Here is a 17849-nt window from a genome sequence, read left to right on the forward strand (position 1 = left end):
GTAAAAACGAGTAACAATTAGAAACCTTGCAAATACAGTGGCGATCACAGCAGCTGTCTTTGCACGATTAGAGTAGCGCGCCAACACTGCACTTTTTTGACAGTAACATAATCACCTACGCCCTTTTCAACGCTCTCATGGTGGACATGCTCGCTCCACCATGGCATGCAAACATAGACCTTGGTCTAATGCCTTTGCTCATTTATAATGCACTGCAGCACATCCCCTATCCCGTGCGATTGCAGGAGCCATCCATGCCCGCAGAAGCGTTACCTCAGGCCTCCAGCGCTGCCTTTCATCTGCAACGCAGCCTGCGTCACTGCCTTTCCCGTGCTGCCGAGCTGCTTTATGAAAGCGGCCATGTCCTTGAAACCATCACCTTGCCCCAACGGGGCTTGTCCCGTCATGAGCTGAACACGCTGCGCCACCAGCAAACTGGCTGGGCCATGTGCCAGCAGGTGCTGGAAGAGAGCGGTGCCGCGACGTATAACAGCTATGGCCGTTGGGTGTTGACGGGCATGGGCCGCGAGCTGATGTTCGATATGTTTGGCCAAGGCGCCGCCGACTGCGCATAAAAAAGGTTCATTGCATTCTGGCGTGAATCAATTGGCCTCCCACAAGTGAGTTGGGCAATGACCCGGCGGGAGGGGGGCTTTAGCCCGCGATGATGGCGGCACCGGTGCTTGCCCAAGCAGTCGCCCAATGAATTGGCCTCCCACAGGCAGGCTAAAGTGGCTACTCAAGCTATCCTGAATCCACTGGCCTCACTCCCGCCACTTTGCTGTTGTGGGAGGAGGGCTTTAGCCCGCGATGATGGTGGCACCGGTGCTTGCCCAGGCAGTCGCCCAATGGATCCATGACGTGCTGATGTTCATGGCACTTTACTGGGAGTTGCTTCGCTGTCACGCCAGAATGCGAAGAGCTTAAAAAAACGCCCGCTGGGGGAAGCGGGCGCTTGGCGTGCTAACGGGGATGGTGGCCCCAGGCTGCTTAACGTAAGCCCAGCAGCGAAAGGATGAACAACACCACGACAACCAGACCCACGATATAGATAATGCTACGCATAACGGCACTCCTTGCTTTAGCGTTTCATGAAAATCAAAGGGTTGCTTCTCCCTTAACAGGCCCTTCTAGCGTAGCAGGCTTTTTTGATGTTTGCGTAATTTCCTGGAATTTGGCTGATCCGGGGCCGCTGGGGAACCTTTGGCCAGGCACTGCCTCGAAGTTTGGCCTCCCCTTTTCAAGGCTCTGCCAAGGTTCTGCGATGCGTTTTCCTCTGCTGGTGTCCTGCTGTTGTGCGCTCTCCTTCGTCTCGTTTTCTCTGCCGATGGCCTCTGCCAACGCGCCTGATGCCGCACGGCTTCAAGCGCTCGACGAACGCACCGCTGCGCTGCCCCGAGTGCATGCGGTGGTGGTCGCTCATGATGGAGAGATCGTGCACGAAATTCATCAGGGTGGGCCTGGGGTGGCGGCGCCTGCCAACGTGAAGTCGTTATCCAAAACCGTGCTGGCGGCCATTACGGGGGCGGCTATCGAAGCGGGCGTGATCGACTCGGTGGATCAGCCGTTGGCGAGCCTGCTGAACAGCCTGCCCAGCGATGCCGACCCACGGGTCAACGAGATCACCGTGGCCCACTTGCTTGCCCAGCAGGCAGGATTGGAGCGCACCTCGGGAAGCCACTACGGCGCCTGGGTGGCCAGCGCCAACTGGGTCAACGATGCGCTTAGCCGTCCGTTCGTCGATACCCCCGGCGGGCGCATGCTCTACTCCACGGGCACGAGCCATGTGCTCTCGGCGGCCCTCACCCATGCCAGCGGTGAAAGCACTTTGGCGCTCGCCCAACGGCTGCTGGGCGAGCCTTTGAACATCACCATTCCTGCATGGCCACGGGACCCGCAAGGCATTTACTTTGGTGGCAACGATATGCTGCTATCGCCCCGAGCCCTGGTCGAGATTGGCGAGCTGTACCGCAACGATGGCGTAGTGAACGGCCAGCGGGTCTTGCCCGAAGGCTGGGTGGAGGCTTCCTGGACACCTCGGGGCAGCTCGCCCTGGACAGGCGATGGCTACGGCTATGGCTGGTTCATCACTACCCTGGCCGACACACCAGTGATGTATGGCCGAGGCTACGGTGGCCAAGCGCTATTCGTGGTGCCTGAGCGGGCGATGACGGTCGTGATAACGTCCGATCCCAACCCACCCTCCCCCGGCGGCCAGTTTCAGCAGCAGTTGAATGCGCTGGTGGCGGGCCTGTTGGAAACGGAGAGCTCTCCGTAGCCCGCCACGGGCTATTCACGGGAAGGGCGAGCTACTCGCCCTTGTGCGCCAGGCTCATCAAGTAGAGCGCGGCTGCAAGCGCCAGTACGGAAAGGGCCAGATAAATGGCCTCCAACGGTGTGCTGAAGCGGATATCCACCACGGCGCGAAAGAACTCGATAATGACGGCCAATATGACGACGCGGGCAATCTTGTCCTTGAGTTGATCCAGAGAGGCAACGTTGAAGGGGTGCGTAGGGTAGCGTACTTCGGCTTGGTCGATGCGAGACACGAATAGCCGATACACCCCCAGCCCGAAAATCAGCAGCACGATGGCAATCAGATAAATATCCACGGCCATGATGATATTCGGCACGAGGGTGTCGTGGATATTGCGCGAGTCATCGATAAAGTAGTAATGCAGTACATCACCCCCCACACTCAAAATATCCAGCGTGCCGACGATGAACAGCAACAGCGACCCCATCAGGCTCGGCACCACCGCCAGCATGACGAGAAAACGGGAGTTCCATAGCGCGGTCTCTATCCACCGCTCCCAGGGCGACTGTTCATGGGGCGGCTTGGGCGCAGGAGGAGGAAGAGCATTGTTGTTCATGGCGGTCGAAGCGCTCCTTGAAGCGTTTAAGAGGCGGAATCCGGGCGTTGGCTGAGCTTGCTGCGAATGAAATCACTGTGGCTGACGTGCAGGAGGTCGGCCAGGCGGCGAATGCGGTGCTCTTCCAGCGGGTCCAGCGAGCCATCGGCCCAGGCCACCTGCCACATCATGGCCACTACTTCCAGGCGCTGCTCATAGCCGTAGTGCTGTTTGATCAGGCTGACGAACTGGTAGTGGTCCACGGCGTCGTCCACTTCTGCCTCGGCCAGGCGCATCAGTTCGCTCACTGCCTGCTCATCGAGGCGATAGCGCGTCATCAGCATGCGCTGCATGGCGGCGCGCTCGGCCTCGCTCTGTTCATAGTCGGCCCGCATCACTTCGCACAATAGCGCAGCACAGGCGAGCTCCAGGGTCAGGGCCTGATCGTCGCGCTGCTCCGGGGCCGACAGCGTCCGCTGAAAGAAGCTTTGAATCGCGTCCAGCACGGCAATTACTCCTTGCGTTTGGCCAACTGCTCTTTGAGCTGTTTGGGCACCTGCTTGATGATAAGACGGTCCTGCGCGGCATCGTACTCGATGCTGGAACCCAGCAGGTGCGAGTCGAAGCTGATCGAAACCCCACCCGCTCGGCCGGTAAACCGGCGGAACTGGTTGATGGTGCGCTTGTCCGGCGGAATCTCCGGAGAGAGGCCGTAATCGGCGTTGCGGATATGGTCGTAAAACGCCTGTGGCTGCTTCTCGTCCACCAGCTCGGAAAGTGCTTCCAGCGTCATGGGTTCGCCACGGCGCAGCTGCTCGTTGGCGTAATCCACCAGGGTGTCGGTTTTTTCACGGCTGGCGTCGTCGTCCAGGTCCTCTTTTTCGACGTAGTCGCTGAAGGCCTTGAGCAGGGTGCGGGTTTCTGCCGGGGCATCGATGCCCTCTTCCATGCCCAGCAGCGCCACCAGCCCATCGGAGAGCTTTTTGGCACCACGGTCCTTGAGGAACGAGACGTACTGCGTCGTGGCATCCGCCCGTTGCCACTGGGTGAGGTTCACCCTGGCCGCCAGCGTCAGCTGGCTGGCGTTCAACTGAGCGGCTGGCACGGCCTGATGAGCCTCATTGAAGCCGATCCCTTCCCGCTGATGGATCAAGCCGAAGAACAGGGTATCCGTATCCCCCTGGCGAAGGTGCGCCGTCACCAGATAACCACTGACCGACAGCTGCTCCTGCAGCGTTTGCGCAAGGCGCTCGGCCAGGGCGTTGGCCAGTTCGGCAAAACCTTGTTCGGTGCCCGAAGGGTCGGCCGCCAGGTAGGCGCTCAGCCAGGCCACCAGCGGCCCTGCCTGCTCCCCCTGCTCGGCAAACCGCCCCCACCCCTTGGCCTTGGTGTTGTAGGTATCGTTGAGGGTGTTGACCAGGCTGGCCATGACGGGGTTGTCGGCCTCGGCGGGTGCCGGGGGCGGCGTCACGGTCAGGCGCTCGCCATCCAAAGAGGGCTCCAGGCGGTGCACGGCACTTTGCAGTAGCGGCATAAGCAGGCGTTACCTTTGCAGAAAAACGTGAAACGTCAGGGCTTCAGCCGGTATCCGGTGCGGAAAATCCAGGCAATGGTGGCCAGGCTGACGGCTAAAAAGAACAGGATCATCGCAATACTGGCGCCCACACTGACATCACTGATGCCATAAAAGCTCCAGCGAAATCCGCTCACCAGGTACACCACGGGGTTGGCCAGGGTCACGGTTTGCCAGAACGGAGGCAGCATATCGATGGAGTAGAAGCTGCCCCCCAGAAACGTCAGCGGCGTAATCACCAGCAGCGGCACCAGCTGCAGTTTATCGAACCCGTCGGCCCAGATACCGATGATGAACCCCAGCAGGCTGAACGTGACGGCGGTGAGCACCAGGAAGGTGAGCATCCAGAAGGGATGGGCAATCTCCAGCGGCACGAACAAGCCAGAGGTGGCCAGGATGATCAAGCCCAGCAGAATCGATTTGGACGCCGCCGCCCCCACGTAGCCGATGACGATTTCCAGATACGACACCGGGGCCGACAATATCTCGTAGATACTGCCGGAGAATTTGGGAAAGAAGATGCCGAAGGAGGCGTTGGAGACGCTCTGGGTGAGCAGCATCAGCATGATCAGGCCCGGTACGATGAAGGCGCCATAGCTCACCCCGCCGATCTCGCTGATGCGCGAACCAATCGCAGCCCCGAAGACCACGAAGTAGAGCGACGTGGAGATGACCGGCGAGACGATGCTCTGGAGCAGGGTTCGCCGAGTACGCGCCATTTCTGCCATGTAGATGGCCCGAATCGGATAGAGGTTCATGCGCGCTCCTTGACCAGATCCACGAAGATGTCTTCCAGAGAGCTCTGCCGAGTGTGCAGGTCCTTGTAGGTAATGCCCTCTTTTTCCAGCTGCGCCAGCAGTGACGAAATGCTGCGCCCCTCGGCCTGATGCTCTTCCTGGCGACCATCGTAGGTGTACACCAGCTCGTGCCCGTCGGCCGCCAGGCTCAGTGCTTCATTGGCCAGTGCTTCCGGCAGCGCTTGCAAGGGAGTGTGCAAGTGCAGGGTCAGCTGCTTGCTGCCGAGCTTTTTCATCAGCGCGGCTTTCTCTTCCACCAGCACGATCTGACCACGATTGATGACCCCGATACGGTCGGCCATCTCTTCGGCTTCTTCGATGTAGTGGGTGGTGAGGATGATCGTGACGCCGTCATCGCGCAGCCCGCGTACCACTTGCCACATGTCGCGCCGCAGCTCGACATCGACGCCTGCGGTGGGCTCATCCAGAAAAAGAATACGCGGTTCGTGAGACAGCGCTTTGGCAATCAGCACGCGGCGCTTCATGCCCCCCGAGAGGGTCATCAGCCGATTATGGCGCTTGTCCCAGAGGGCGAGTGACTTGAGCACCTTTTCGATATGCGCCGGGTGCGGCGCCTTGCCGAACAGGCCTCGGCTAAAGCTGACGGTGTTCCAGACGGTTTCGAAGGCTTCGTTGGTGAGTTCCTGGGGCACCAGGCCGATACGCTCGCGGGCTTGCCGATAGTGCCGAACGCTATCGAAGCCATCCACCAACACACGGCCTTCACTGGGATTCACCAGCCCGCACACCACGCTGATCAAGGTGGTCTTGCCGGCGCCGTTGGGGCCCAACAAGGCAAAGATTTCACCGCGCGCGATGGTCAGATCGACACGGCTAAGCGCTTGAAAGCCTCCTGAGTAGGTTTTGTTCAGGCCTTCGATGGCAATGATTGGGTCGTTCAAGGCGTGCTCCTCACACCGCGGCGGGGACGCCGCGGTGCTTTACGGGCGCTGGGCGCCCTTAGCTGCGGCTGGTGATTTCGAGCAGGTGGTAGCCAAACTGGGTCTGTACCGGGCCATGCACGGTATTCAATTCACCGCTGAACACCACCTTGTCGAATTCAGGCACCATCTGGCCGGGGCCAAAGCTGCCCAGGTCGCCGCCCTGACGGCCAGAGGGGCAGCTGGAGTGCTGCTTGGCCACGTCGGCAAAGTCACGGCCGTTTTCGATCTCTTGTTTCAGTGCGTTGCACTGCTCTTCACTGCTTACCAGAATATGACGTGCGCTAGCGCGGGCCATGGTCAACTCCTTAATATTCAACCTGATAACGGTTCAACCCAAAACGGCTGGTCAGTTTATCACGCCGCTGTCGTGTAATGCTTCACCTACGCGGGTCAACGCCTGCTCGTGGGCACTCAGCGCCAGCGGGCCACGGCTACAGGCCACGATGACCCAGTGCTGCGGGGGTGCGCCATCGCGGGTGGCGATGCCCGCATCGCAGCTTCGGCGGTGCTGGGTGCCGGTCTTGTGGGCAAAGGTCACCTCGCGGCCCATGCCACGCTTGAGCCGCTGTTCGCCAGAGCGGGTGCGCTGCATGACCTCCAGCAGGGTTTGCCGCTGCTCGCGGTCGAGGTCGTCCATGCCTCCGTGGTGCAGGCTGGCCAGCAGGTCGCCGTAGGCACGCAGCGTGCCGACGTTTTCACCACTGGCTTCGTAGGCATCGAAGGCGCTGTCGTAGTCTGGCTGCGCGAAACTGCTGGGCGATACCCCGAGCGTCCAGGCCAGCGCCGCGGGGCGCTGGCCAAGCCTGTGCTGGCGAAGCGCCATGAAATCGAGCCCGCCCAGCTGGCGGGCCTGCGGGTGCAGCTGGCCGTACACGCCCTGGCGCACACCCACCAGCAGGCTGATGGGCCCCAACTGCTCGGGGTGCCCGCCGCTGGCCGCGACCATGGCCCGAGCACGGGCGTTGACGTCGGCAAGCCCCACGCGGTTGATCAGCATGTCCGTGGCCGTGTTATCGCTGACCGTCACCATCTGCTCCAACAGGTAGCGGATGGAAATGGGCGTGCCAGGGTCGTGCCAGTTGACCGGCCCGGCGCCATCCACGAAGTCGCTGCGCGAGAGCGTGATCCGCTCATCCAGCGACAGCGTGCCCGCCTGGCGCTGCGCCAATACTTCCGCAGCCACCGGGACTTTCACCAACGACGCAAGATACCAGGGGCCATCGGCACGCCATGAGTACGCTTCGCCGCTCGTCAGCTGTTGCACGTAGACGCCCAGCTCGCCACCGAATGCCTCTTCGATGGCCGCGATCCGGGCATCCAGGCTGCCCTGCCAAGGGCTCTGCTTGTCGACTTCGTAGTACCAGTTCGTCTCATAACCATGCGCCTGCCCGTGAGTGTCTGCCAGAACGACCGGCCCCATCGGCAGCAGCACGCCCAGCACCATACTCAACCACCAGCGTTTGAAACGTCTCAAACCTTGCCTCCCCATCTACGGCTTACCGTTGCACTGCCTATTCTCGTACAGGCTATTTATGTCGGACCACCCAGCGGGTCAGCCCTATCCACAAGGCAGCACCCAGAATCAACAGCCCGCCCACGCCGAGCACCTGTGGATAAGAGAGGACATTTTCGGCCCCCAGCAAAAAGCGCAGCACCAGAAAAATCATCACGATGTGAAATATGAAGGCCTTGAGGGCATCGCTGCCCACCACGGTCAGCGGCAACAGCACCTTGGCTGCCATGGCGCCGCCTGCCAATGCCAGGCCCAGTAGCACCAGCGCCCCTCCCACGCTGAACAGCATGAACTGCAGTCCTGGCGGGTGCTTGCCCGCATTGTTGGCAATCGCCAGCATGGCGGCATCGACATCTCCAGCGCTGATGGCCAGGCCATAAAAACCGGCCACCATCAGCGCCCCTACCACGACCAATACGCCGACCAAACGGCGGCGCAGCGCCACATCGAAGTAGCAGCGCAGCAGGGCCTCACCCATCAGCAACCCCGCCAGCACCAGCGGTGCCCGGCTCAGTTGGCCCCAAGTGTAGTGGTCTTCATGATCCACCAGCAGCGCCTTGAGAATATCGTTTCCGCCGAAGCTCAGCCCTTGAAGCCAGGCCGAGAGCGCGGTCAGCCCCACAATGGCTCCGAGTCGTGCCCACAGAGGCGTTCGTGCCCACAGGGGGAGCAACAGCGGCACCCATAACAGGGCAATGGCATAAAATCCGAGGATTTCGACCCAGATGGCAAATCGGCCATACAGCAGAGTATCGACGATGTCGGCGGGGGAGTAGTAAGGCAGCATCTCGACGATGGTCAGGGCCTTGTACCAGAACCACACTTCCAAGGCGCGCACCCAAAGCTTGAGGCGCCTTTTGGGCCAATCCTCGCTTTGGGTATGGGCCAAAAAGGCCACCGCCAGGGCAATGCCGAACACCAGAATGAACAGCGACGATGAAAACTTGGTGATGAAGTGAACGGGGACCATGCCCCAGTCCGGTACGTTACGTATGCCGACCAAACCACTCACCGCATGGCTGACGATCATCAGCCCGATGGCGATACCTCGTGCCAGGTCGATGGCTTCGATACGCCCTTCGGCGCGAGGCAGCTGGGGAAGCTCTTTCCAATTCAACACGTTGGGCACGTCCTTGTTATCGTGGTCAGGGTCATAGCGGAGGAATTTTATGAAGATGCGTCTCTTACCATAGCGCATTCACGCGCATTTCCCTTCCACGCTTCGCCCCTATGACAGCCCCTATGACACGATAGCCCAAACGCAACAGCGCCCCGCAATTGGCGGGGCGCTGCGTGGCTCATCCTTGAGCCGAAGTAGAAGTTACTCCCTTAAGCGGCCGTGGGATTACCAGCCAGAATCGTCTTCCTCTTCAGTCTCCCACTGATCCTGCTCTTCTTCTTCCTCTTCATAAGTGAATTCTTGCTCTTCCTCTTCATACTCGGTGGTCACACCGTCGTTGGTGGCACCCTGCTCTTGATCAGCATCGAAAGAGTTGAATGAGCCTTGATCATCCTGCATGGTTTCTTCCTGCGGCGCAGTGGGGTGCTCTTCATGCTCCTCCATTGCGAATGCCAGCGGGCTGGCTACCAGGCCAAATGATACACCCAGAATACCGAGTTTCTTCAGAGCTTCCTTTTTCATGGTCGTGCCTCCTAATGGCGTTTCTTTCGTTCAGTTCGGCGTGTTACGCATCTAACAACGTTTCATCTTCACGATCGATAAGAGCGGCGTGTCGTCCTGACGTTCATGCTTGCCGTTCTTGCCTAGAACATTGCACCCCCCATGCCAGTCCGCGCCAGAAAATTTTTAAATTAATAAATTTCAGTTACTTATAAAAAATTCCTGCATGCCAACAAGTCTCTTCTATAATATTTAATTAGTTTTTTATTGTTTACCTCTGACACATGAGCCCCTGATGCTCACGCCCCGCTGCAACACTGCTCACTTTAACTAGCCAGTGCTACGCCTCGCCGAAGCGTTGGTAACCGGGGTTGCAAGAGCGGAAAGGTTTATTTTAACCCGCGTTCACTGCTGGTATCGTTCAGATACCGATCACCGTGAAGAGACTACAAATGCCTACGCAACAGACATCCACGTTTCGTTTGGTTACCCGCAGCGATTTTGATGGGTTGGTATGCGGCGCACTGCTCAAGCATCTGGGGCTGATCGATGAGATCACCTTCGTGCACCCCAAAGACATGCAGGATGGCAAGATCGAGATCGATGCCAACGACATCACCACCAACCTGCCTTATGTGCCCGGCTGCCATCTGGCCTTCGATCACCACCTGAGCGAAACCGTGCGTAACGTCGAGCGGGCCGACAACCACATCATCAATGCCGACGCCCCTTCTGCGGCACGCGTCGTGTGGGAATATTACGGTGGCCACGAGGTCTTCCCCGCCCGCTGGGACGACATGATGGAGGCGGTCGATAAAGGTGATTCGGCACAGTTCGATCGCGACGAGATTCTCGACCCGCAAGGCTGGGTGCTGCTGAACTTCATCATGGACGCGCGCACGGGGCTGGGGCGCTTCCGCGACTTCCGTATTTCCAACTACCAGTTGATGATGAAGCTGATCGATTACTGCCGTGAGCACACCATCGACGAAATCCTGGCTTTGGAAGACGTTCACGAGCGCACCGCGCTGTACCGTGAACACGCGCAACTGGCCAAACAGCAGATCGAACGCTGCGCCAGCGTACACGGCAATCTGGTGGTGCTGGACCTGCGCAACGAAGAGACCATCTATGCCACCAACCGCTTCGTGATCTACGCCATGTACCCCGAGTGCAACATCTCGATCCATGTGATGTGGGGCCTCAAGCAGCAGAACACCGTGCTGGCCATTGGCAAGTCGATCCTCAACCGCTCCAGCAACACCAATGTGGGCGAGCTGTGCTTGAGCTACGGCGGCGGCGGCCACCTGAATGCGGGCACCTGCCAAGTCGATAATGACCAGGCGGAAAGCGCGCTGGCGGAGATTGTTGAGAAGATCAATGCCGATGGCTAAAGAGCGGCTGCACGGGTAATCACCCGCTGCATCTCCTCCGCACTGAATGCGTTACTTCGCCCCTGGGTTCGAATCATCCAGAGGCGAAGCATTCGCGACCAGGCTCAATACCCCATCATGCTCGGCAGCCAGGTCGCCAGTCCAGGCACGGCGATCAACAGCAGGATCGTGGCCAGAATGGGCAGCAGGAACGGCAATACGGCTTTGACCACCTGGCCGTACCTCAACCGGGTAATCCCGACCATCAGGAACAGTACCGTGCCGAAGGGCGGCGTGATGACGCCCACCGAGAGCGTGATGACCATCACGATACCGAAGTGAACGGGGTCCAACCCCGCGCTGAGGGCGGCCGGTACGACGATGGGCGTGAAAATCAGGATGCTCTCGATCACCGACATGAAGCAGCCGATCAGCAGGAAAAACAGCGCAAAACAGAGCAGCAGCACGATGGTGGGCATATCGATGCTGGCGACCTGGCCTGCCAGCGCCTGGGGGATACCCATACGGACCAGAATCCATCCGTAGAAGCTCGATACCGCGATGATCAGCAGAATGACCGCGCTGAACATCAGGGTTCTACGAAACGCCTGGAATAAATCCCATCCGTTCAGGTCACGGTAGATCACCCCACCCAGGATCACCGCGTACAGCGAGGCAATCGCACCCGCTTCCGTGGGGGTGAAAAAGCCTCCCCAAATACCGCCTACGATAATGGCGGGCATCATCAGAGGTAGGATGGCCCGCTTGCCCGTGCGCACGACTTCACAGGCATCGAACGCGGTCGGTGTGGGCATCACCACCCGGCCAGTCATGCCCAGCACCACCGTCATGCCCATCAGTAACAGCGCCATCAGGATGCCCGGCAGCAACCCCGCCATGAACAGCCCACCGATACTGACATTGGCCAACCAGCCATACACCACCAGCGCAATGCTGGGCGGCAGGATAGGGCCGATGACGCTGGAGGCCGCCGTAATACCGGTGGAATAGCCCAGCTCGTAGCCGCGCTCCTTCATGGCCTTGATTTCGATGCTGCCAAGCCCGGCGGCATCGGCGACTGCGGTACCCGACATGGTGGCAAAAATCGAGCTGGCCACGACATTGGCGTGCCCCAGTCCGCCTTTGGTGAATCCCACCAGCGCCGTGGCGAAGTCGAAGATACGGGTGGTCGTGGAGCCCACGTTCATGATGTTGGCCGCCAGAATGAACAGCGGGATGGCCAGCAGCGTGAAGTTGTTTAGGGTTTGCACCATGCGCAGCGGCAGCAGCTCCACCGGCAGGCCCCCCGCCCCGGTTACCGCCAGGGCAATGAACGAGGTCACGCCAATGGCCACCACCACGGGCAATCCAATGGCCATCAGGGCCAGCAAGCCCCCTACGAATACGAGCAATTCCATCATGGCTGCGCGGGCTCCTCTTCACGGGGCGCTTCCAACCAGGCCACGGGGCCACGCAGGGTCTGCCACGCGGCGATCAGCGCCATGCCCGAGAAACTGAGCAATACGCCGTAATAGAGAAAACTGAAGCTGATACTCAGCGATACGGTCTTGTTGTTGGCACTCATGTCGGACATGATCCAGGCGCCCCAGGCCGCCAGCACGAAAAATCCGCAGGAGATCATGGCCGTCAAGCGATACTGAAGATGCCTGCCCACGTTGGAGAGCCGGTGACTAAACAGGTCCACGACCAGATGCTCACTACGCACCCACGCCGAAATGGAGCCAAAACCAATTGCATAAATGGCCAGCAGCGACGCGACTTCTTCTGTCCAGGGCATTCCCAGCCCCAGCAGGTCACGAGCCACCACGGCGGCCACCAGCAGCACCAGAATGGCCACCATCAAGGTCACGCCCACCACATCGCACAGGTTCGTAATGACACGCAGCACACTTTGGGCGGCTCTATCCAGCCCCTGCACGGGTGCCGCTTTCTCTTCCGAGGGAGCATTCATCGATAATTTCCTGAGGTGATCTCGCAATCCACGGCCACGGGGGTGTCGGGCACCCCCGTGGCTGAACCCGACGCGTTGGCGCTAGTGCGTCATTCTCCCTGATGCCCGAGGGCGTCCTCGCTCACGCCATCGGCCATATCGGCCATGACCCGCTCGATGGCAGGCAACGCAGCGGTTCTGAACGCCTCGATATCCGGTTCGATGATGGTCATGCCCTGCTCTTCCAGCGCGCCGAGGTAGTACTCGTCCAGCTCGCGCTCACGCTCGGAGCCATGGGCACGCGCCACGTGAATGGCCTCTTCGATCAGCGCTTGATCGTCTTCTTCCAGGCCGTTCCACCACCGCGAACTGGCCACCCAGTTCCACGGGAACTGCACGTGGCTGGTCAGAATGATGTGGTCCTGCACTTCCCATAAGCGCCGGGTATACGGCGAAGAGAGCGAGTTTTCATGGCCGTCTACCTGGCGCGTCTGCATGGCCAGGTAGATCTCCGGAGCAGGCACGTTGACCACCTGGGCACCTATCTCTTCCCATACCGCCAGCCACACCGGCAACGAAGGTAGGCGCATGCGGAAACCGCGCAGGTCTTCAGGGGTTTCGATGGCCTTGTTGGCCGTCATGTGGCGCGGCCCACGATGCTGGGTGCCGAAGTACTTGAGCCCGCCCTGGCTTTCGGCCTGCGCGATCAGCGCCTGCCCAGAGGGGCTCTCCATGTACGCATCCACCTCTTCCCAGGTGGCAAACACGAATGGCACGGTAATGGCGTCGTACTCAGGCGCATACTGCTGGCGCCAGTTCCCGCCGGTAATGGAAAGCTGGGTCTGCCCCAGGTTGAGCAATTCAAGAATGGCATCCTCGCCTCCCAGCGAGCCCGCCAGGAAAGGGCGAACGTTGAAGCGGCCCGGCGCCTGCTCTTCCAGGTACTCCGCAAAGCGCTCCACGGCGGCGCTTTCGGAACCGCCTTCGCTCATGGTGTTGTTGACTTGGATTTCGATCGGGTTAGCCAGAACGAACGGTGCTGTCGTCAGCATGCCCAGGGTCGCCAGCGTGGCAAGCAGTTGTTTCCGCATGGGAAGGCTCTCTACGGTTGTCGTTATTGGGTGTGGTACTGATTCGATCTTGAAACAAGCCGCCAAACGGCTCAAATCGGCGTTCGAGAAGGCAGGCTTCGTCAATGACGATGGCTGCAATGTCCCCCATAGCGGCACTTTTTCCGGGACGCTGCGAAAGGCTGCGACTAAAGATGGATACTCAAGGGCTCGGGTTCGTTACCCAATGGCGCTACCCCGAGAGGTTCCATGACAATTCAATGTGGGAGTATTCTCCATGCACGAAACCGAGCAGGTCGTGTTCATCACCGGTGCGACGTCCGGCATCGGGCTGGCATGCGCGCATCTTTTTGCCGACGCGGGTTGGGCACTGGTATTGACCGGGCGGCGCCAGGACCGCCTGGCGCAGCTGCAGGCCACCTTCGAACAGCGCGTGCCTACCCATACGGCGGCTTTGGACGTCAGCGACGCCGAGGCGGTGGCCGAGGTCGTGGCGGCCTTGCCCGAGCGTTTTCAGCGCGTGCATACGCTGATCAACAATGCCGGGCTGGCGCTGGGCAAGGACCCGGCGCCGCAAGCATCGCTGGAAGACTGGCATCGCATGATCGACACCAATATCAAGGGGCTGGTCAACGTCACCAAGCACCTGCTGCCGCTGCTGAGCGCTTCCACCCCAGGGGCCACGATCATCAACCTGGGCTCCATTGCCGCCAATACGCCCTACCCGGGCGGCCATGTTTACGGCGCCACCAAGGCCTTCGTGGAGCAGTTCAGCTATAACCTGCGCTGTGACGTGGGCCCGCTGGGCATTCGCGTCACGGACCTGGCCCCCGGCATGACGGCCAGCGAGTTCACCCTGGTGCGCATGAAGGGCGACCAGGGCGTTGCAGACCGCTACTACGAAGGCGCCCAGCCGCTCCAGCCAGAAGACGTGGCCGCGCAGGCGCTGCATGTGGCCTCCCTGCCTGCCCACGTCAACATCACCCGCCTGGAAGTCATGCCCGTGTGTCAGCAGTGGTCAGCGCCGACCATTTTGCGCCACCAGACGTGAGCGTTGGCCCGGCGACTCACGCCGGGCCAACCACATGCTTCACTTCCAGGTAGGCACTCAACCCCCAAGGGCCCAGCTCGCGCCCGATGCCACTGCGCTTGAAGCCACCCCAGGCGGTTTCGGGCAGCACGAGCTGCTCGCTGTTGTACCAGATACTGCCCGCTTTCAGCTGGCGGCCAATCCGCTTGGCGCGTTCTGGATCACCGCTGATCACCGTGGCGGCGAGGCCAAAGTCACTGTCATTGGCAAGCCGAATGGCTTCGGCCTCGCTTGCCACGCTGCGACCGCAAAGCACGGGGCCGAAGATCTCTTCTTTCCACAGACGGCTCTCTACCGGCACATCGCGGTAAAGCGTGGGTGCCAGAAAATAGCCTTGGGTGGGTAGCGTGCGATGCCGCACATCGCGCACTACCGTCAGCCCTTCCTGCTCGGCAATATCGAGATAGCGCTGTACGGCATCGCGCTGCCTGGCGCTGGTCAACGGCCCCAGGCCGGTGCCTTCAGCGAGCGGGTCTCCCAGCGTCAGCGCGTCCATACGCTCGGCAAGCGCCGCGTAGAGCGCCTCGGCAACGTCTTCGTGCACCAGCAGTCGCGAGGTGGCAGAGCAAATCTGCCCGGCGTTGAAGTAGATACCCGCCATCACCCAGTCAGCGGCCTGGGCGGGGTCGGCATCGTCCATCACCAGGATGGGGGATTTGCCGCCCAGCTCCAGCGATACGCTCGCAGTGCGCGCGCTGGCGGCCTGCATGACGGCCTCGCCCACGCGGTTACTGCCGGTAAAGGAGATTTTATCCACACCTGCATGGTGAGTGAGCGGCGCGCCAATGCCTTCACCGTCGCCATTGAGCAGATTCAGTACGCCTGCGGGCAGGCCAATGTCCAGCGCGATCTCCGCCAGCACCCGCTCGGGCAGAGGGGTGACTTCCGAGGGTTTGAACACCACCGTACAGCCTGCGGCCAGCGCGGGCGCCAGCTTCCAGGCGCTGGTCACCAGCGGGAAGTTCCAGGGCGCAATCAGCCCCACGACGCCGACAGGGTCATGATAGGTGCGGGCTTCTACGCCTTCCATTTCGAGACTGACGCGCTCTCCCTGGCGCGCATCCAGCGCTTTGGCCTGGGCGGCGTAATAGCGGTAACAGGCAATCGCATCGTCCAGATCGATCCCTGCCTCGGCCAGCGGTTTGCCGTTGTTGGTCGCCGACAGCTGCATCAAGGCCTCACGCCGTGCCTGTAGCGCCTCGGCCAACCTGGTCAGATACTCGGCCCGCGCTGCCCCGCCCAACGCCTGCCACTCGGGCTGTGCCTGCCGGGCAGCGGCCACCGCCGCATCGACGTCTGCCGCATCGCCACCGGTCACTCGCGCAATACGCTCTTCGCGGTAAGGGTTCATCACATCGAGCAGGCGAGTGCCCGCCGAGGCGACCCATTGATTATTGATGAACTGCTGGTCGAGAGTCTGCATGGGAACGTCCTAGTCGGGAAGTGAGCACGCCCGCTGCCAGGCAGCGGCGTCGATTTCGATCAGTAGCGGGCCGCTGGGCACGCGCTGAGCAAGCGCTCTGGAAAGCTCGTCGGGGCTCTCTACCAGCAAGCCGGGGCAGCCGAAGCCTTCGGCCAGGGTGAGAAAATTGGGCGCTTGAATATCGACCCCCAGGCGGGCCACGCCGTTGGCATCCATGTAGCGGCGAATCTCTTCATAACCGGCGTTGTGCCATAGCACGATGACCACTGGCAGGCGGGCTTCCACCGCAGTGGCAAGCTCCGAGAGCGTAAACATCACCCCGCCGTCTCCCACCAGCGCGACGACGGGGAGATCAGGCCGGGCTAGCTGTGCTCCTAGTGCCGCAGGCAGCCCATAGCCCAGGGTGCCGTAGCCGGTAGAGGCATTGAAGTAGCGCCTGGGCGCAGGCTGACTGACCAGATGGTTACCGGCATACACCGGTGCGGTGGAATCGCCGACCAGGATGGCCCCAGGCAGGTGGTCGGCCAGCGCGGCATAAAGCGGTACGAAATCGCGAAACGCAGGATCATTGGCCAAATCCAATGCGTTTAGCGCAGCGGCCGTTCGCTCGGCGCCCTGATGTTTCAGCGGCGCTGAAAAGTGCTCAAGCAGAAGCTCCAAACTGCGCCCGGCATCACCCACCAAACCCAGCGTGGTGCGCTGATTGCGCACCAGTTGCTCGGGGTCCAGGTCGATTCGAATCAGCGTGCCGTTGAGGTGAAAACCGTCGTCAAAAACGACGTCATAGTCGGTTTCGCCCAGCTCGGTGCCTATGGCAAGAATCACATCGGCACTGGCAGCCAGCTCCCTGACGGCAGGCAGCGCGGCATTGGCCCCCAGGTCCAGCGGGTGATCACGCCCCAGCAGCCCCTTGGCGTTGATGGTCGTCACCGTGGGCGCATCCAGTTGCCCAACCAGCGCTCGCGCGGCTTCTGGCGCTGACACACAGCCACCCCCCAGCAGCACCAGGGGCTGCTTCGCCGCCTGGAGCAGGCGAGCCGCTTCGGCCACGCCTTCCGGGTCGGGGGCCGCTCGGTATAGCGTTGGCGCTTGCCAACTGGTCGGCACGGGTACGGGTGCATTGAACAGGTCGATGGGTATTTCGATGTGCACCGGGCCTGGGCGAGCACCGTTGAACACGGCAAAGGCGCGGGCAAGTACCTCCGGCAGCGTGCTGGCATCCAGCAGGGTGTGGCTGAACCGCGCCACGCCGCTGATCATCTGCTGTTGGCTGGGCAGTTCGTGCAGCCGCCCTTGGCCCAGGCCCAGCGTATCGCGACGATTGACGCTGGAGATCACCAGCATGGGGATGGAGTCTGCCAGGGCTTGGCCCATGGCGGTGGCCATATTGGTCATCCCCGGCCCGGTAATGATCAGGCAAACACCGGGCTGGCCACTGGCGCGGGCATAACCATCGGCCATGAACCCCGCCCCTTGCTCATGGCGCGGGGTGATGTGCGCCACCTCGCTGCCCTCCAGGCCACGGTACAGCTCCACGGTATGCACGCCGGGAATGCCAAACAGCGCCCGCACGCCGTAGGTATCGCGCAGCAGGTGGATCAACAGGTCGGCGCAGGACATCGTCTTCGACTCGTTCATGCAT

Annotated in this window: 18 protein-coding genes; 4 read left to right on the forward strand and 14 right to left on the reverse strand. The window is 61.0% G+C overall.

Features of this window, described 5'->3' with window-relative positions; translation table 11 throughout:
- Window positions 1-254: 254 nt before the first annotated feature.
- Window positions 255-575: a hypothetical protein gene (locus tag LG409_RS15765; protein WP_039175200.1), complete on the forward strand. Its 321-nt coding sequence runs from the start codon at window positions 255-257 to the stop codon at window positions 573-575.
- A 689-nt stretch (window positions 576-1264) separates the two neighbouring features.
- Window positions 1265-2278, forward strand: a complete 1014-nt coding sequence (locus LG409_RS15770) for a serine hydrolase domain-containing protein (protein ID WP_227407093.1) — start codon at window positions 1265-1267, stop codon at window positions 2276-2278.
- Window positions 2279-2309: 31 nt separating this feature from the next.
- Here the strand turns inward: LG409_RS15770 and LG409_RS15775 are convergent, their stop codons facing one another.
- The 9 genes from LG409_RS15775 to LG409_RS15815 all read right to left on the reverse strand — a co-directional run bounded on the left by LG409_RS15775 (window position 2310) and on the right by LG409_RS15815 (window position 9321).
- Window positions 2310-2873, reverse strand: coding sequence for a YqhA family protein (locus LG409_RS15775; protein ID WP_084123705.1), 564 nt, complete (start codon window positions 2871-2873; stop codon window positions 2310-2312).
- A 26-nt stretch (window positions 2874-2899) separates the two neighbouring features.
- Window positions 2900-3358 carry a tellurite resistance TerB family protein gene (locus tag LG409_RS15780; protein ID WP_096922064.1) on the reverse strand — a complete coding sequence of 153 codons (459 nt, stop codon included), beginning with the start codon at window positions 3356-3358 and terminating at the stop codon, window positions 2900-2902.
- 5 nt (window positions 3359-3363) lie between these two features.
- A complete protein-coding gene (locus tag LG409_RS15785) occupies window positions 3364-4386 on the reverse strand; it encodes a nucleoid-associated protein (protein WP_016915095.1) in 1023 nt (340 codons plus the stop codon).
- A 35-nt stretch (window positions 4387-4421) separates the two neighbouring features.
- Complete coding sequence (locus LG409_RS15790) at window positions 4422-5183, reverse strand: ABC transporter permease (RefSeq protein ID WP_016915096.1); 762 nt, start codon at window positions 5181-5183, stop codon at window positions 4422-4424.
- On the reverse strand, window positions 5180-6124 hold the full coding sequence (locus tag LG409_RS15795) for an ABC transporter ATP-binding protein (protein WP_227407094.1): 945 nt from the start codon (window positions 6122-6124) through the stop codon (window positions 5180-5182). Before LG409_RS15795 ends, LG409_RS15790 begins: the two co-directional genes overlap by 4 nt.
- 58 nt (window positions 6125-6182) lie before the next feature.
- Window positions 6183-6461 carry a peptidylprolyl isomerase gene (locus tag LG409_RS15800; RefSeq protein WP_039175191.1) on the reverse strand — a complete coding sequence of 93 codons (279 nt, stop codon included), beginning with the start codon at window positions 6459-6461 and terminating at the stop codon, window positions 6183-6185.
- A 51-nt stretch (window positions 6462-6512) separates the two neighbouring features.
- Window positions 6513-7586 (reverse strand): serine hydrolase, encoded by a 1074-nt coding sequence (locus LG409_RS15805; RefSeq protein WP_446719102.1) that lies wholly within the window; start codon window positions 7584-7586, stop codon window positions 6513-6515.
- Window positions 7587-7692: 106 nt separating this feature from the next.
- A complete protein-coding gene (locus LG409_RS15810; RefSeq protein WP_227407095.1) occupies window positions 7693-8877 on the reverse strand; it encodes a heparan-alpha-glucosaminide N-acetyltransferase domain-containing protein in 1185 nt (394 codons plus the stop codon).
- Window positions 8878-9024: 147 nt separating this feature from the next.
- Window positions 9025-9321: a hypothetical protein gene (locus LG409_RS15815; RefSeq protein ID WP_039175189.1), complete on the reverse strand. Its 297-nt coding sequence runs from the start codon at window positions 9319-9321 to the stop codon at window positions 9025-9027.
- A 431-nt stretch (window positions 9322-9752) separates the two neighbouring features.
- Between LG409_RS15815 and LG409_RS15820 the strand changes: the two genes are divergently transcribed.
- The gene (locus tag LG409_RS15820) at window positions 9753-10694 is read left to right on the forward strand and encodes an exopolyphosphatase (protein ID WP_227407096.1); all 942 of its coding nucleotides are present in this window, start codon (window positions 9753-9755) and stop codon (window positions 10692-10694) included.
- A gap of 104 nt (window positions 10695-10798) precedes the next feature.
- Here the strand turns inward: LG409_RS15820 and LG409_RS15825 are convergent, their stop codons facing one another.
- The 3 genes from LG409_RS15825 to LG409_RS15835 form a co-directional block, all read right to left on the reverse strand.
- Window positions 10799-12094 carry a TRAP transporter large permease gene (locus LG409_RS15825; RefSeq protein ID WP_227407097.1) on the reverse strand — a complete coding sequence of 432 codons (1296 nt, stop codon included), beginning with the start codon at window positions 12092-12094 and terminating at the stop codon, window positions 10799-10801.
- On the reverse strand, window positions 12091-12645 hold the full coding sequence (locus LG409_RS15830; RefSeq protein ID WP_227407098.1) for a TRAP transporter small permease: 555 nt from the start codon (window positions 12643-12645) through the stop codon (window positions 12091-12093). Before LG409_RS15830 ends, LG409_RS15825 begins: the two co-directional genes overlap by 4 nt.
- A gap of 89 nt (window positions 12646-12734) precedes the next feature.
- Window positions 12735-13715, reverse strand: a complete 981-nt coding sequence (locus tag LG409_RS15835) for a TRAP transporter substrate-binding protein (RefSeq protein WP_039175185.1) — start codon at window positions 13713-13715, stop codon at window positions 12735-12737.
- A 256-nt stretch (window positions 13716-13971) separates the two neighbouring features.
- Between LG409_RS15835 and LG409_RS15840 the strand changes: the two genes are divergently transcribed.
- Window positions 13972-14745 carry an SDR family NAD(P)-dependent oxidoreductase gene (locus tag LG409_RS15840; protein ID WP_039175184.1) on the forward strand — a complete coding sequence of 258 codons (774 nt, stop codon included), beginning with the start codon at window positions 13972-13974 and terminating at the stop codon, window positions 14743-14745.
- A 16-nt stretch (window positions 14746-14761) separates the two neighbouring features.
- On the opposite strand, the gene LG409_RS15845 is transcribed toward LG409_RS15840, so the two are convergent.
- Window positions 14762-16207, reverse strand: coding sequence for an aldehyde dehydrogenase family protein (locus tag LG409_RS15845; protein ID WP_227407099.1), 1446 nt, complete (start codon window positions 16205-16207; stop codon window positions 14762-14764).
- 9 nt (window positions 16208-16216) lie between these two features.
- Entirely contained in the window at window positions 16217-17845 is a 1629-nt protein-coding gene (locus tag LG409_RS15850) for a 5-guanidino-2-oxopentanoate decarboxylase (RefSeq protein WP_227407100.1), read from the reverse strand.
- Between the last annotated feature and the right edge of the window lie 4 nt (window positions 17846-17849).

The organism is Halomonas sp. NyZ770, assembly GCF_020616575.1.
GTDB lineage: Bacteria > Pseudomonadota > Gammaproteobacteria > Pseudomonadales > Halomonadaceae > Vreelandella > Vreelandella hamiltonii.

Excerpts from the sequence above, each read along its gene's own strand:
- LG409_RS15765 (WP_039175200.1), top strand. The coding sequence starts at position 255 with ATGCCCGCAGAAGCGTTACCTCAGGCCTCCAGCGCTGCCTTTCATCTG.
- LG409_RS15770 (WP_227407093.1), top strand. The coding sequence starts at position 1,265 with ATGCGTTTTCCTCTGCTGGTGTCCTGCTGTTGTGCGCTCTCCTTCGTC.
- LG409_RS15775 (WP_084123705.1), bottom strand. The coding sequence starts at position 2,873 with ATGAACAACAATGCTCTTCCTCCTCCTGCGCCCAAGCCGCCCCATGAA.
- LG409_RS15785 (WP_016915095.1), bottom strand. The coding sequence starts at position 4,386 with ATGCCGCTACTGCAAAGTGCCGTGCACCGCCTGGAGCCCTCTTTGGAT.
- LG409_RS15790 (WP_016915096.1), bottom strand. The coding sequence starts at position 5,183 with ATGAACCTCTATCCGATTCGGGCCATCTACATGGCAGAAATGGCGCGT.
- LG409_RS15800 (WP_039175191.1), bottom strand. The coding sequence starts at position 6,461 with ATGGCCCGCGCTAGCGCACGTCATATTCTGGTAAGCAGTGAAGAGCAG.
- LG409_RS15805 (WP_446719102.1), bottom strand. The coding sequence starts at position 7,586 with ATGGGGCCGGTCGTTCTGGCAGACACTCACGGGCAGGCGCATGGTTAT.
- LG409_RS15810 (WP_227407095.1), bottom strand. The coding sequence starts at position 8,877 with ATGCGCTATGGTAAGAGACGCATCTTCATAAAATTCCTCCGCTATGAC.
- LG409_RS15815 (WP_039175189.1), bottom strand. The coding sequence starts at position 9,321 with ATGAAAAAGGAAGCTCTGAAGAAACTCGGTATTCTGGGTGTATCATTT.
- LG409_RS15820 (WP_227407096.1), top strand. The coding sequence starts at position 9,753 with ATGCCTACGCAACAGACATCCACGTTTCGTTTGGTTACCCGCAGCGAT.
- LG409_RS15825 (WP_227407097.1), bottom strand. The coding sequence starts at position 12,094 with ATGATGGAATTGCTCGTATTCGTAGGGGGCTTGCTGGCCCTGATGGCC.
- LG409_RS15830 (WP_227407098.1), bottom strand. The coding sequence starts at position 12,645 with ATGAATGCTCCCTCGGAAGAGAAAGCGGCACCCGTGCAGGGGCTGGAT.
- LG409_RS15835 (WP_039175185.1), bottom strand. The coding sequence starts at position 13,715 with ATGCGGAAACAACTGCTTGCCACGCTGGCGACCCTGGGCATGCTGACG.
- LG409_RS15840 (WP_039175184.1), top strand. The coding sequence starts at position 13,972 with ATGCACGAAACCGAGCAGGTCGTGTTCATCACCGGTGCGACGTCCGGC.
- LG409_RS15845 (WP_227407099.1), bottom strand. The coding sequence starts at position 16,207 with ATGCAGACTCTCGACCAGCAGTTCATCAATAATCAATGGGTCGCCTCG.
- LG409_RS15850 (WP_227407100.1), bottom strand. The coding sequence starts at position 17,845 with ATGAACGAGTCGAAGACGATGTCCTGCGCCGACCTGTTGATCCACCTG.